Raw genomic sequence first — 13,346 nt, 5'->3', positions numbered from 1 at the left:
GGGCCGCGAGGTTGACGTCCCGTAGTCGTTGAACAACCGGCGCGCCGTCCACGATGATGTCGAGGCGATTTGTCGGGATCGTCGTGACCAGCTTCTTCGTACTCTGGAGGGGGTATCAACTCGGAACGAAACAATCCAAATCCGATCAAACGGGGTGCCCGTCGGTCTTGGGATCACCGTCCGTGACGACACGCCCCGGGGGTGCGTCTTCCCCCGCTGACTTCAAGGAGTACCAACACGTGACACTGGTGAACGACGCGGCTCCCGCAGTGCGATCCACAGGTCGCAAGTTCCGCGCCTTCACGGCGAAGCACCTCGACGAGCTCACCGCTCGCGCGGGGCTGTCGCCCGCACAGCAGCTCGCGACCCGGGCGGTGGCCACGGTCCTGCCGTTCCGGACGAACGCGTACGTCATTGAGGAGCTCATCGACTGGTCGGCCGCGCCCGACGATCCGATGTACCGGCTGGTCTTCCCCCAGGAGGACATGCTGCCCGCCGAGGACGTCGCGCACCTGTCCGACCTGCTGCGCCGGGAGGCCCCGAAGGCCGAGGTCGAGGCCGCCGCGCACGCCGTACGGATGCGGCTCAACCCCCATCCGGCCGGGCAGATGGAGCTCAACATCCCGAGCTTCGGGGACGGCAAGATCCCCGGGATGCAGCACAAGTACGACGAGACCGTCCTGTACTTCCCCAAGCAGGGCCAGACCTGCCACGCTTACTGCACCTACTGCTTCCGCTGGGCGCAGTTCGTCGGCGAGGCCGACCTGAAGATGGCGGGCGACGACGTCACCGCCCTGCGCAACTACCTGGTCTCGCATCCCGAGGTGACGAGCGTCCTGTTCACCGGCGGCGACGCCATGATCATGGGCGAGCCGGTGCTGCGCCGCTACATCGAGCCGCTGCTGGACCTGGAGCAGCTCGAATCCATCCGGATCGGGACCAAGTCGCTCGCGTACTGGCCCCAGAAGTTCGTCACCGACCCCGACGCCGACGACATGCTGCGGCTGTTCGAGCAGGTCGTCGAGTCGGGCAAGAACCTCGCGTTCATGGCGCACTTCACCCACCCGCGCGAGCTGGAGCCGCTGATGGTCGCCGAGGCGTGCCGCCGCATCCGCGACACCGGCGCGGTCATCCGCACCCAGGCCCCCCTCATCCGGACGATCAACGACGATCCCGGGGTCTGGGAGACCATGTGGCGAACGCAGACCCGCATGGGCCTCGTGCCCTACTACCTGTTCGTGGAGCGCGACACCGGCCCGCAGGACTACTTCGCCGTGCCGCTCGCCCGCGCCTACGAGATCTACCGGGACGCCTACAAGAACGTCTCGGGGCTGGCCCGCACCGTCCGGGGCCCGTCCATGTCCGCCACGCCCGGCAAGGTCTGCGTGGACGGCGTCGTGGACCTGTTCGGCGAGAAGGTGTTCGCGCTGCACTTCATCCAGGCGCGGGACTCCGAGCTGGTCGGCAAGCCGTTCTTCGCCCAGTACGACCCGGACGCCGTCTGGCTGGACGACCTCAAACCCGCGTTCGCCGACCGCTTCCCCTTCGAGCGGTGACCCCGTGTCCCTTTGAGTCCCGGCCCACGCCCCTCGCCTGGCGGCTCGGGGCGTGACCGGGCCCTGGCGGGCGCGGCATCGCTTCGCGATGTTCCCGGTGGGGCCTCGCCTCCGGCGTCGGCCCCACCGGTCGGCTACGCGCCCGCGCGGCGGCCGAGGTCGCCGGGGCCTGTCCTAGACGCCGTACTCGGGGACGATCGTCGCGCGGGCGAGCGTGTGCCCGGTGATGTTGAAGCCCACGGCGGCGGGGGAGGTGTCGGAGTCGACGCCGAGCGACTCCACGTCCAGCGCGTGGACGGTGAACACGTAGCGGTGCGGGTCGCCGGGCGGCGGGGCGGCCCCGCCGAACGCCTTGGCGCCGTAGTCGTTGCGGGCGTGCACGCCGACCGCGGAGTCCGCCGCGCCCGCGCCCGCGGGCAGTTCGGTGACGCTCGCGGGGATGTCGAACAGCGACCAGTGCCAGAACCCGCTGCCGGTGGGCGCGTCGGGGTCGAAGCAGGTCACCGCGAAGCTCTTGGTCCCGGGCGGGAAGCCCGTCCAGCGCAGGTGCGGGGAGGTGTTCCCGCCGGCGTAGACCTGCGCGTCGGGGAGGCGCTCCCCGTCGGTCACGTCGTCGCTGGCGACGGTGAACGACGGGACCTCGGGCAGGTACTCGTGCGGCAGCGGCGGCTTCGCGGCCATGGCGACCTCCTGGTGGGCGGGACGGCGCGCCGCCCCGACGGCTGGCGTGGTTTCAGCGGCCGAGTCTATTGACGACGGCCGGGCCGTCCTCCCGCAGGGGTGGACGGCCGGGGTCGGGCGCGGCGGGTCTACTTGCCGGTGGCGGCGGTGTAGGCGGCGATGACCTCGTTGGGCTCGCCGTCCATGTGCATGCGGCCCTCGTCGATCCAGATGACGCGGTCGCAGGTCTCCTTCACCACGTCGAGCTGGTGGGCGACCAGGAACACCGCGCCCGCCTCGCGGCGCAGCTCCTCGATCCGGCGCTTGCTCTTGACCTTGAACTTGGCGTCGCCGGTGGCGAGCGCCTCGTCGATCAGCAGCACGTCGTGGGTCTTGGCGGCGGCGATCGCGAACCGGAGCCGGGCGCCCATGCCGGAGGAGTACGTCCGCATGGGGTACTGGATGAAGCCCTCCTTGAGCCCGGCGAAGTCGACGATCTCCTTGTACTTGGCGCGGGTCTCCTGGGGGGACATGCCCATCGCCAGGCAGCCGAGCACGATGTTGCGCTCGCCGGTGAGGTCCTTCATCAGGGCGGCGTTGACGCCGAGCAGCGAGGGCTGGCCGTCGGTGTAGACGCCGCCGCTGTGCGGCGGCAGCAGCCCGGCGATGGCCTTCAGCAGCGTGGACTTGCCCGACCCGTTGGTGCCGATGATCCCGACGGCCTCGCCCCGGTAGACCACGAACGACAGGCCCTTGATCGCGTGCACCTCGGTCATCGAGGGGCGGCTCTCGCGCCGCAGGATGCGGGAGAACGCGCTGGCGGCGTTGCCCTTGCCGCCCGCGCCGAACACCCGGTAGATGATGTGCAGGTCGTCCACCACCACGATCGGCTCGCGGTTCGGGTCGATCCGGACGGCATCGCGGACCTTCGTGTCAGCCACGGCCGTAACGCTCCTCGGCACGGTAGAAGTACAGGAACCCGCCGACCAGCGCGATCACGGCCCAGGCGACCCCGTAGAGCCACATCTGCGACGTCGCCTCAAGGTTCAGCCCCTGGACGTGGTGGCGGTACTTGCCGAGCAGCGCGTTCCGGCTCAGCTCGACGTACACGTAGCCGGGGTTGGCCTTCAGCAGCTCCGCCGCCCACGGGTGGTGGGAGAGCTTGGAGCCGGGCTTCATCAGCGACGGCAGGCTGAAGATCACGCCGGACAGGTACAGCCAGGTCCGCATGATGAACGGCAGCAGCTGGGTGATGTCGCGGTTGAACGCGCCGATCCGCGCCACGACCAGGCTCGCCCCGATGTTGAACATCAGCTGGAGCATGAGCACGGGCACGAACAGCAGCATGTTGAGGGTGAACGGCTCGCCGAAGCACACCACGATGGCGAGCAGCACCACCAGCGACAGCAGCAGCTGCTGGAGCTCGACGACCGCGATCGCCAGCGGCAGCGTCGCGCGCGGGAAGTGCAGCGCGCGGATCAGCGACAGGTTGGTGCCGACCGACTTGGAGCCCGAGGTGATCGAGCGCTGCGTGAACCCGAACATGAACACGCCCGTCACCAGGAACGGAAGGTAGTCCGGGATGGCGCCGCGCCCGCTCAGCAGGACGCCGAAGATCAGGAAGTACACGGCGACGTTCAGAATCGGGGTCAGCAGCTGCCATAGCTGCCCGAGCCGCGATTCGGTGTACATCGAGATGTTCTTGGCCGACGCGAAGGCCCAGATGAAGTTGCGCCGGGCCCACACATCCTGGATGTACTTGCGCAACGTGGGGCGCGCCGCGCTCTGCTTCAGCCCATACCGTGCGGCGTAGGCGGCCAGCGTGTCGTTCACGTGAGGAGGCTCCGCGATCGTGCCGACCGACTCGCCACCCAGGGAACCGAGCCGTTCCGGGTGACTCATGCCGGGAAGCCTATTGCAGTCGACGATGTGTGAGTGACGTTCGCCCGCATGTGACCCCCGATTTGAGATCTTTACGGAATCATGTCGTCCTCACGGGGGATACCCCGGTCATGCGCGTCAACCATCATGGCTCCCCCCGCCGGTCACCGTCCGTGTCGAACAGGCGGGCCCCGCGCGCCGCGCGGCGCCGCCCGTCAGCGCGGAGCCTGCTGGACCGCCTCGGGCGCGCCGACCGGCAGGCCTTCGACCGGGTGGCCTCCGCGCGGCTGCCCGGGCTGGAGTACGTGCTGCCCCGGCTGTCCCGGCTCGCCGATCACGGAGTGTTGTGGTTCGGCACGGCCGGTGCGCTCGGCCTCGGCCGCCGGGCGCCGCACCGGCGGGCGGCGCTGCGCGGGGCGCTCGCGATCGCGGTGGCGAGCCCCGCCGTGAACATCGTCGGCAAGCAGGCGTTCCGCCGCAAGCGCCCGGTCGTCGACCTGGTGCCGCCGATCCGGATCCGCTGGAAGCCGCCGACCTCGCACGCGTTCCCCTCCGGGCACTCGGCGTCGGCCGCCGCGTTCGCGACCGGGATCGCGCTGGAGGCGTCGCCCCTGGTCGCCGCGCCGGTGGCGGTGCTGGCGGCGGCGGTGGCGTTCTCCCGCGTCTACACGGGGGCGCACTATCCGGGCGACGTGCTGGCCGGGGTGGGGATCGGCGTCCTGGCCGGGTTCGGGACGCGGCTGGTGTGGCCCGCCCGCCCCCCGGTGGCGCGGGTGAGCCGGTTCGGGAGCGAGCGGGCCCAGGTCAGCGAGGACGGGCGGGGGCTCGTCGCGGTCGTCAACCCGGGGTCGGGCGACGGCTCGGCCGGCCTCCTGCCCAGCAACGCCGAGATGGCGGTCTCGATGCTGGAGCTCGAACTGCCCGCGGCGGAGATCGTCCGGATCGGGCCCGACGAGGACGTCGACAAGGTCGTCGAGCGGGCGGCGGAGCGGGCGGCGGTGCTGGGCGTCGTCGGCGGGGACGGGACGGTCAACGTGGGCGCGCGGGCGGCGCTGAAGCACGACATCCCGCTCCTGGTCGTCCCGGGCGGGACGTTCAACCACTTCGCCAAGGCGCACGGGGTCATGAACCCACGGGAGGCGGTCGCCGCCTACCGGGGCGGCCGGGTCGGACGGGTCGACGTCGCCTACGTGGTGCCCGCGTCCGCCCCCGACGAGGAGCAGATCTTCCTCAACACCGCGAGCTTCGGCGCCTACACCGAGCTGGTCGACCGCCGGGAGCGGCTGGAGCGGCGGCTCGGCAAGTGGCCCGCGACGGCGGTCGCGGCCGTCCGCACCCTGCGGCACTCCGAGCCGGTCGAGGTCGTCATGGACGGGCGCGAGCGCCGCGTCTGGCTGGCGTTCATCGGCAACTGCGCCTACGGCTCGCGCGGCGCCGCGCCGAGCTGGCGGAAGCGGCTCGACGACGGGCGGCTGGACGTCCGCGTGGTCGCCACCGGACGGCGCGTCCCGAGGGTCCGCGCGGTCGTGGCCGTGCTGGTCGGGCACCTGCCGCTGATCCCCGGCTACCGTGCGTGGCGGGCGGGCGGCCTGGAGCTGACCTCGCCGGACGGCGTGCTCCGCCTGGCCCGGGACGGCGAGGTCTCGTCACTCCCCGGAGCCGTCCGCCTCGGCAAGCACGCGCGGGCGCTGCGCGTCCTGCGCCCGGTCGCCGGCCCGTGACGTTCGCGCAGAGTTCAGGCCGCCGTCACCTCGCCCGCCGGGGGCGACGGCGGATTCAGCCCTCCCGCTCCGGGTAAGTGCTGGACCGTATCGACCAGCCTTGTATCGACACGACGCGGAGCAGTACGGACCGCTCCGCCGGGAAGGGGCGCCCTTTCATGACCACGACGGGAATCGACCCTGGCGCGCTCAGCGACGACGACCTGTTCCGCGAGTTGAGCAGCCTGTACCAGACGCGCCTGGACGCCCTCAGGCACGCCGCCGACCAGGCCTACGGGGAGCACACCCGCCGGATGAACGAGCTGGAGGCCGAGTACCTGCGCCGGTATCCGGCCCGCGAGATCGACCCCGAGCGCCTACGTGAAGGCGCCCGCGCCCGCTGACCCTCGTGGTTCGGGACGCGGCTCAGGGGAGCGCCGCGCGTGCGCGGCGCGGGCGAACTGGTCGTCGAGGCTGCGGGGGAACGGCACCAGCCGGTGCAGGTCCCGCCAGGGCGCGAACTGCCGGACGGCGTTGAACCCGGCCGCCGTGACGATCCGCGAGACGAGCGGGCCGGGCGGGCAGGCCGGGTAGATGTCCAGGTGCGCGACGCCGGGCGGCAGGCGGCGCGGACGGCGCGGCGAGACCAGCGTCATCGCCGGACGCCGGTTCTCCAGCCCGGCCATCTCCCGCGCGTAGGAGACGAGGTCCTGGATCTCCGCCTCCGGCCCGCCGTGGACGATCAGCCAGCCCTCCACGTCCACCGGCTCGGACGGCGGGTCGGTCAGCGTCAGCGGCGCGACCTCGTCCGAGACGGCCCGAAGGTGGGCCTCGTGCTCCGCCTCCAGCGGCTCCAGCACGTAGGTCCGGTGGAAGCGGGGCGGTGCGGCGGGCAGCCGCTCCCGGTAGGCGTCCCAGCGGAGCCGGCGCGCGAGGTGCGTGGCACGGACCCCCTCCGGGAGCCGCAGCTCGCCCTTGAGGCCGGCCGGGAAAGCGTCGACGACCAGCTCGCCCGCGGCGAGCCCGTCGAGCCCGTCGAGTGACCCGCGCACCGTCCAGCCGCCCGCGATCCGGGGGTCGGCGGCATGCGGCGAGTCCGTCACCACGGTGATCTCGCCGTCCCACGCCAGCGTGTGCGCGGCGGCGCGCAACCGCGTCAGGTGGCCGAGCCCGTCCCCCCGCGCGTAGCAGACGATCAACGAACCTCCCGGAGCACCGCCAGGTACCCGGCGGTCTCCTTGGCGGGGGTGAAGTCGCGGCGGATCCGCTCCGCGCCCGCCGCGCCGAGCCTCGCCAGCTCCCCGGTGTCGGCCCGCGCGGCGCGGTCGATCGCCGCGCGGCAGGCGTGCGCGTCGCCCGCCGGGAACGTGTAGCCGATCGCGTCGTCGGCGACGTCGGCGAGGCCGCCCGCGTCCGAGGCCAGCAGCGGGATGCCGAGCGCCGCCGCCTCCAGCGCCACGTTCGGCATCCCGTCGTAGAAGGACGGCAGCGCCACCAGGTCGCAGCTCGCGTACACGCCGGGCAGGTCGTAGCGTTCGAGGAAGGGCAGGAACGAGTGCGGGACGGTGTCCTTGCGCTCGGTCAGCCACCGCGTGACGACGTCCTCGACCTCGCCGACCAGCAGCAGGTGGAAGGCACCCGAATGGCCGGACGCGGCGAGCGCGTCCAGCAGGAAACCCACGCCCTTCTTGTTCTTGAGCTGGCCGATGACGCCGATCGTGCGGCGCCCCCGCTCGACGTTCTCGGCGCGCCAGGCGATGCCGCGCGCCCGCTCGGACGGCAGCACCCGCCACTGCGCGGTGTCCACGCTGTTGGCCACGAACGTGACCGGCGCGTCCGGCGCCAGCGCCGCCACCAGCGGCGCGTGCGAGCGGGCGACGACGCACACGCGGGCCGAGGAGCGCAGCGCGTCGGCGAGCACCCCGCGCCGCCGCAGCGAGAACACCCCGACGTCGATGTCGTTGCCGCGCAGCAGCGTGATCAGCGGCGCGTCCAGCAGCCGGGCGAGGACGGGCGCCGCGAGCATCGAGTACGTGCCGCCGAACCCGGCGACGTGGGTGTAGGCGCCGGTGAGGCCCTCGGCCGTGAGCGTCGTCCAGAGGCGGCGGAGCGCGTGCTCGGGGTCCTCGCCGAGCGGCGCGGTCAGCAGCCGCCCGCCGTTCTCCCGCGCCACCGCCCAGGGGCGCTCGCGCCGCGTCAGGCAGGCCACGTCCACCTCGACCCCCGCGGCGCGCAGCCCCCGGACGATCCGGTCGCAGGACTGCGCCATGCCGCCCTGGCTCGGCGGGTAGTGCTCGGTGACCCACAGGACGCGCGCCGCCGCCGCCATTCGCTCGTCCGCCATCAGCTGTCCACGAAGCCGGTGTCATGGCCCGGGTCGAAGTCGCCCTCGCCGTAGGAGTACCCGTCGCCGGGGTTGAACGCGCCGCGGTCGTACTCGTTGAACGAGGAGTACCAAGCAGGGTCGCTGTAGGCGCGCGAGCTGCTCTCGTAGTAGCGGCGCCGGTACCCGCTCGTCCAGGACGGGTCGTAGGGCCCGGCCTCCCCGCCGTACTCCTGCGCCGCCACGCATTCGGGGCAGTGCCCGCTCTGCCGCGCCGCGTGCCGGTCGCACACCGGCCGCGAGCACCGCGGGCAGGACGCGACGGCCGCGCGCCCGCAGTGGGCCAGCACGAAGAACCCCGTCGTGACGGTGCAGGGGGTCATGAGGTCCTCCTCTGGGCGGCCGGTGCCGTCCACCGGAACGGCTCGGTCGACAGCAGCAGGAGCCCCTCGGTCAGCTCGGCGCCGGTCCGCTCGCCGACGATCTTGGCGTCGGCGCGGATCACCACCCGCGCCCCGCCCTGCTTGACCCGCACCCGGATCCAGCCGGGCGGCGGCGTCGCCGGGCGGTACACGGCCGCGCCCTTGGGCAGCCGCCGCACCACCCGGACCAGGTGCGTCGACCGCGTCTTCCCCTTCATCTTGACCTTGCCGCGCGGGTTGCGCTTCCTGACCAGCCGCTTGCGGACCCGCTCGGTGGCGGCCAGCTCCAGGACGCTGCCGTCCCGCAGCTCGGCCCGCATCCGCAGCCACGGGTCGGTGACCCACGTCTGCTTGACCGACAGGACCGGGCGCTGTGCGGGCAGGTCCACGGTGGGCCCGTGCTTGTCCTTGGCGTCCGTGCCGCGCAGGTCGGCGGCGACCGACAGCACGCCGTCCGGACGCATGTCCGCCACCATGATCCGCAGCAGCGGCACCACGACCTCGCGGGTCCGCTCGGGCGGCGCCCACCTGCGCCGCCTGACGTGCTCGTGGTGGGTGGCGAGGCTCGCGATCAGCGGCTCCCACTCGTCCCGCCGCAGCGAGACCGCGAAGCCCCGCTCCAGCACGAGCGCCCGGTGCAGCGGATGGAACCGCTCGATCGCCGCGCGCTGCTTACGCCAGAACATGACGAACCACCTACCGTTCCCCTCGCCGATCCGGCGCCGCGATCTCGCGGTAGACCTCGGCCAGCAGGGCGCGCGACCGCGCCCAGGTCAGCCCCTCCCCGACCCGCGCCCGGCCCCGCCGGCCCATCGCGGCGGCCTCCTCCGGGTACTCCAGCAGGATCCGGACGGCCCGGGCCAGCTCGGCCGGACGGTCCGCCGGGACGAGCCGCCCGTGCTCCCCGTCCGCCATCAGCTCGCGCACCGCCGGGAGGTCCGAGGCGACGACCGGCACGCCCGCCGCCATCGACTCGATCACCTTCAGCGGCGCGCAGCCCTGGTCGAGGTTGCGCGCGCACCCGGTCAGCGGCGCCACCGACGCCGCCGCGTGCGCGAGCCACGCCGCCACCTCGCGGTGCGGCAGCTCGAACCGCCACTCGGTCCGTCCGGCGACGCCGAGCCGCTCCGCCATCCGCCGCACCGGTTTCGCCCGCCGCTCCGGCACGGACGCGCACACCACCAGCCGCAGGTCCTCCAGGTCGGCGAGCCGGGCGAACGCGCGCATCAGCACGTCCAGGCCCTGCCACGGCTGGAGCGCGCCCACGTAGACGATGTAGCGCCCGGGGGCGTCCGCCGGCCTCGCCGCCGGCTCGGGCACCTCGGCGCCGTTCGGCACGAGCCGGATCCTGCCCTCCGGTATCCCGAGACCCCGCACGGCCGCGCCGATGATCCGCGACGGGACCACCACCGCGTCGCAGCGCGCCAGGCAGTACCGCTCCAGCTCGCGGACCTTGCCGAGCGTCTCCCGCGACGCCCACGGCCAGGTGTGCGCCATCTCGATCGACGGGAGCCCGTTGACCTCGTAGACGACGCGGTGGCGCCGCCCGTCCGCGACGGCGGGCAGCGCGCTCCACGGGTCCCGGACGTGGCAGACCTCCAGCGTCTCCCGGTGCGGCTCCAGATGGTCGGCCACCCACGCCGAGTACGCCTCGGCCCGGTCGATGAGGTTCGGCACCGCCGCGTCGAACCGCGCGATCTCCCGGTCACCCTCCCGCTGGTAGCGGGGCAGCCCGGGGCCGCCGAGGACGCCGAGCAGCCCGCCGCCGAAGCAGCCGAACAGCTCCTCGGCCATCTGCGCGATGTGCACCGCCGAGCCCTTGCTCGACGGGAAGCGGTCGAAGGCGAAGTACGCCGCGCGGTGCCTCACACCCGCACCTCCCGCGCCCGCAGCGCCCGGTGCCAGGCGATCTGGTCGGCGAGCCCTTCCGCCAGCCCGGTCCGGGCCGTCCAGCCGAGCAGCCGCTCGGCCCGCCCGGGATCGGCCCACGTGCGCGCCGCGTCCCCGGCCACCGGCGCCTCCCGCCGGATCTCCGGGCGCACCCCGAGCACCCCGGTCAGCATCCCGATCGCCGACCGCACCGCGACGGCCTCGGGGTGCCCGACGTTCACCGCGATCCCCGGCGGCAGGTCGGCCCCGGCCGCCGCGAGCGTCGCCGCCACCACGTCCTCGACGTGCGTGAACGACCGCGACCGGCGGCCGTCGCCGAACACCGGCAGCGGGCGCCCGTCCAGCGCCGCCTCCACGAACCGGTGGAAGGCCATGTCGGGCCGCTGCCGGGGCCCGTACACCGAGAAGTACCTGAGCAGGACGGTCCGCAGCCCGTCCCGCGCCGCGAGCCCCGCGAGCCGCTCGACCTCCACCTTGCTCACCGCGTACGGGCTCGCCGGGTTCAGCGGGTCGTCCTCCCGGTGGGGCCGGTGCCCCGCCGACCCGTACACCGACGAGCTCGACGCCACGATCACGAGCGGCCGCGCCGGCCGCTTCCTGGTGGGGGTACGACCCCCCACACCCCTCGGACCAGACAATTTCCCTGTGGGGGGAGGACCCCCCACGCCCCCCGGAACAGACCGTTCCATGCACGCCGCGAGCAGCCGCCCGGTCGCGAGGACGTTGTCGCGCTCGGCGGCGGCCCGCCCGGCGCCCCACGAGCTGCGCACCCCGGGCCGCCCCGCCAGGTGGACGACGACGTCGGCGGCGGCCACCGCGTCCAGGCCGTCCGCCGCGAGGTCGACCTCCAGCCCGGTGACCCCGGGACGCGCGGTGACCTGCTCCCACGTGCGCCGCGCGAGCTCGGGCGCGGGCGAGCGCGCGAGCGCGTCCACGGCGAGCACCTCGTGCCCCGCGTCCGCGAACGCCTCCGCCACATGGCTGCCGACGAACCCCGCAGCCCCCGTCACCACGACCCGCACCCGGGCACCTTACACATCCCGCGCAACCCTTGAATACCCGCAGATCAGACCCAATCCCGCCGCCGACGCCCTTACCGACCGTCCGCACCCGTGCGCCGTGCGTGGGTCAGCGGGGGCGCGCCACCCGGGCCTCGGTCCAGACGGGGTCGGGGGACTCGCGGACGGAGCCGTCGGCGCCGAAGACCAGGAAGCGGTCGAAGGCGCGGGCGAACCAGCGGTCGTGGGTCACCGCGAGAACGGTGCCCTCGTAGGACTCCAGGCCCTCCTGGAGGGCTTCGGCGCTGGCCAGGTCCAGGTTGTCGGTCGGCTCGTCCAGCAGCAGGAGGGTGGCGCCGCCCAGCTCCAGCAGGAGGATCTGGAGGCGGGCCTGCTGGCCGCCCGACAGGGTCTCGAACGGCTGCTCGGCGCAGTACTGGAGCTCGTAGCGGGCGAGCGCGTTCATGGCGTCGTTGCGCAGCCGCGCGTGCTCGGTCATGACGATCTCGCACGGGGTGCGTCCGGCCAGGTCCGGCCGGGCGTGGGTCTGCGCGAACAGGCCCGGGACGACGCGGGCGCCCAGGCGGGCCACGCCGGTGTGCGCGACCGGGTCCACCGGTACCGCGCCCCGGGGGAGGGTGTCGGCGACGGCCGCCAGCAGGCGCAGGAAGTGCGACTTGCCCGAGCCGTTGGAGCCGAGGACCGCGACGCGCTCGCCGTACCAGACCTCGGCCGACAGCGGCCTCATCAGCCCGGTCAGCTCCATGTCCTCGCAGATCACCGCGCGCTTGCCGGTGCGGCCGCCGCGCAGCCGCATCTTGATGCTCTGGTCGCGCGGCGGGACCTCGGGCGGCCCGGCCTCCTCGAACTTGCGCAGCCGGGTCTGGGCCGCCTGGTAGCGGGACGCGAGGCCGTCGTTGTAGGACGCCTTGTTCTTCAGCGTCAGCACGAGCTGCTTCAGCTTCGCGTGCTCCTCGTCCCAGCGGCGGCGCAGCTCCTCCAGGCGCTCGTTGCGGTCGCGGCGCGCCTCGGCGTAGGTCGCGAACCGGCCGCCGTGCACCCAGACCCGCCCGGCCTCCACCGTCACGATGCGCTCGGCGGCGCGGTCGAGCAGCTCGCGGTCGTGCGAGACCAGCAGCACGGTCTTGGACGTCTCGCGCAGCCGCTCCTCCAGCCACTGCTTGCCCGGGACGTCGAGGTAGTTGTCGGGCTCGTCCAGCAGCAGCACCTCGTCGGGGCCGCGCAGCAGGGCCTCCAGGACGACCCGCTTCTGCTCGCCGCCCGACAGCGTCCGCACCTCCCGCCAGCGGCACCCGTCGTAGGGGACGCCGAGGGCCGCGACGCAGCACGCGTCCCACAGCACCTCGGCCTCGTAGCCGCCCGCGTCGCCCCACCCGGCGAGCGCCGTCGCGTAGCGGAGCTGGGTGGGCTCGTCGTCGCGCTCCATCATCGCCAGCTCGGCCGCCTCCACCGCCGCCGCGGCCTCCCGGACGCGGGGCGGCGCCGTCGACAGCAGCAGGTCGTGCACGGACGACCCGTCCCGCACGTTCCCCACGAACTGCCGCATCACGCCGAGGCCGCCGCTGTGCGCGACCGTCCCCTCCTGGGGCGCGAGGTCACCGGCGATCAGCCGGAGGAGAGTCGTCTTCCCGGCGCCGTTAGGGCCGACGAGCGCCGCCGTGACGCCCTCGCCCACCCGGAACGACACGTCGTCCAGCAGGACGCGGCCGTCCGGCAGCGCATGGCCGACATGGCCGACCTCCACGTGCCCCACGTTTCCTCCTGCCGCCTTGGACCGACCTGAACCGACCGACGCCGGCCATCGAGTCTCGGCAACGCGGCGTGACCCCGTCAAACGAGTTTCGCCCCGTGCCGGGCGGCCATAGGGCCAATGCGTTATTACGGGGTGCCGCCAG

Annotated in this window: 13 protein-coding genes; 3 read left to right on the top strand and 10 right to left on the bottom strand. The window is 73.5% G+C overall.

Annotated elements, in window-relative coordinates; genetic code table 11:
- The first annotated feature begins 239 nt into the window (after positions 1–239).
- Positions 240–1,556 carry a KamA family radical SAM protein gene (locus KLI87_RS33505; protein ID WP_214620240.1) on the top strand — a complete coding sequence of 439 codons (1,317 nt, stop codon included), beginning with the start codon at positions 240–242 and terminating at the stop codon, positions 1,554–1,556.
- A gap of 174 nt (positions 1,557–1,730) precedes the next feature.
- On the opposite strand, the gene KLI87_RS33500 is transcribed toward KLI87_RS33505, so the two are convergent.
- The 3 genes from KLI87_RS33500 to KLI87_RS33490 form a co-directional block, all read right to left on the bottom strand.
- A complete protein-coding gene (locus KLI87_RS33500; RefSeq protein WP_156219934.1) occupies positions 1,731–2,237 on the bottom strand; it encodes a YbhB/YbcL family Raf kinase inhibitor-like protein in 507 nt (168 codons plus the stop codon).
- A gap of 128 nt (positions 2,238–2,365) precedes the next feature.
- The gene (locus KLI87_RS33495) at positions 2,366–3,157 is read right to left on the bottom strand and encodes an ABC transporter ATP-binding protein (RefSeq protein WP_242891624.1); all 792 of its coding nucleotides are present in this window, start codon (positions 3,155–3,157) and stop codon (positions 2,366–2,368) included.
- The gene (locus KLI87_RS33490) at positions 3,150–4,118 is read right to left on the bottom strand and encodes an ABC transporter permease (protein WP_156219935.1); all 969 of its coding nucleotides are present in this window, start codon (positions 4,116–4,118) and stop codon (positions 3,150–3,152) included. Before KLI87_RS33490 ends, KLI87_RS33495 begins: the two co-directional genes overlap by 8 nt.
- Positions 4,119–4,270: 152 nt before the next feature.
- Here KLI87_RS33490 and KLI87_RS33485 point away from each other — a divergent pair, with 152 nt between their 5' ends.
- Positions 4,271–5,818, top strand: a complete 1,548-nt coding sequence (locus tag KLI87_RS33485) for a phosphatase PAP2 family protein (RefSeq protein WP_308166393.1) — start codon at positions 4,271–4,273, stop codon at positions 5,816–5,818.
- A gap of 158 nt (positions 5,819–5,976) precedes the next feature.
- Positions 5,977–6,201, top strand: a complete 225-nt coding sequence (locus KLI87_RS33480; protein WP_156219936.1) for a DUF6158 family protein — start codon at positions 5,977–5,979, stop codon at positions 6,199–6,201.
- On the opposite strand, the gene KLI87_RS33475 is transcribed toward KLI87_RS33480, so the two are convergent.
- From KLI87_RS33475 to KLI87_RS33445, 7 genes are all read right to left on the bottom strand, one after another.
- A complete protein-coding gene (locus tag KLI87_RS33475) occupies positions 6,175–6,996 on the bottom strand; it encodes a hypothetical protein (protein ID WP_214620238.1) in 822 nt (273 codons plus the stop codon). The genes KLI87_RS33480 and KLI87_RS33475 overlap by 27 nt on opposite strands.
- Positions 6,993–8,141 carry a glycosyltransferase family 4 protein gene (locus tag KLI87_RS33470; protein ID WP_250904503.1) on the bottom strand — a complete coding sequence of 383 codons (1,149 nt, stop codon included), beginning with the start codon at positions 8,139–8,141 and terminating at the stop codon, positions 6,993–6,995. The genes KLI87_RS33475 and KLI87_RS33470 overlap by 4 nt, the downstream gene beginning before the upstream one ends.
- The gene (locus KLI87_RS33465; RefSeq protein ID WP_156219939.1) at positions 8,141–8,503 is read right to left on the bottom strand and encodes a hypothetical protein; all 363 of its coding nucleotides are present in this window, start codon (positions 8,501–8,503) and stop codon (positions 8,141–8,143) included. Before KLI87_RS33465 ends, KLI87_RS33470 begins: the two co-directional genes overlap by 1 nt.
- Positions 8,500–9,228 (bottom strand): hypothetical protein, encoded by a 729-nt coding sequence (locus KLI87_RS33460; RefSeq protein WP_214620237.1) that lies wholly within the window; start codon positions 9,226–9,228, stop codon positions 8,500–8,502. Before KLI87_RS33460 ends, KLI87_RS33465 begins: the two co-directional genes overlap by 4 nt.
- Before the next feature lie 10 nt (positions 9,229–9,238).
- On the bottom strand, positions 9,239–10,411 hold the full coding sequence (locus KLI87_RS33455) for a glycosyltransferase (RefSeq protein ID WP_214620236.1): 1,173 nt from the start codon (positions 10,409–10,411) through the stop codon (positions 9,239–9,241).
- Entirely contained in the window at positions 10,408–11,454 is a 1,047-nt protein-coding gene (locus KLI87_RS33450) for an NAD-dependent epimerase/dehydratase family protein (protein WP_308166392.1), read from the bottom strand. The genes KLI87_RS33455 and KLI87_RS33450 overlap by 4 nt, the downstream gene beginning before the upstream one ends.
- Before the next feature lie 106 nt (positions 11,455–11,560).
- On the bottom strand, positions 11,561–13,204 hold the full coding sequence (locus KLI87_RS33445; protein WP_214620235.1) for an ABC-F family ATP-binding cassette domain-containing protein: 1,644 nt from the start codon (positions 13,202–13,204) through the stop codon (positions 11,561–11,563).
- Positions 13,205–13,346: the final 142 nt, after the last annotated feature.

The organism is Actinomadura sp. NEAU-AAG7 (genome assembly GCF_018603865.1).
Taxonomy (GTDB): domain Bacteria; phylum Actinomycetota; class Actinomycetes; order Streptosporangiales; family Streptosporangiaceae; genus Spirillospora; species Spirillospora litoris.
The sequence above is the reverse complement of the archived record's forward strand: the minus strand, read 5'-3'. Positions and strand labels throughout refer to the sequence as shown.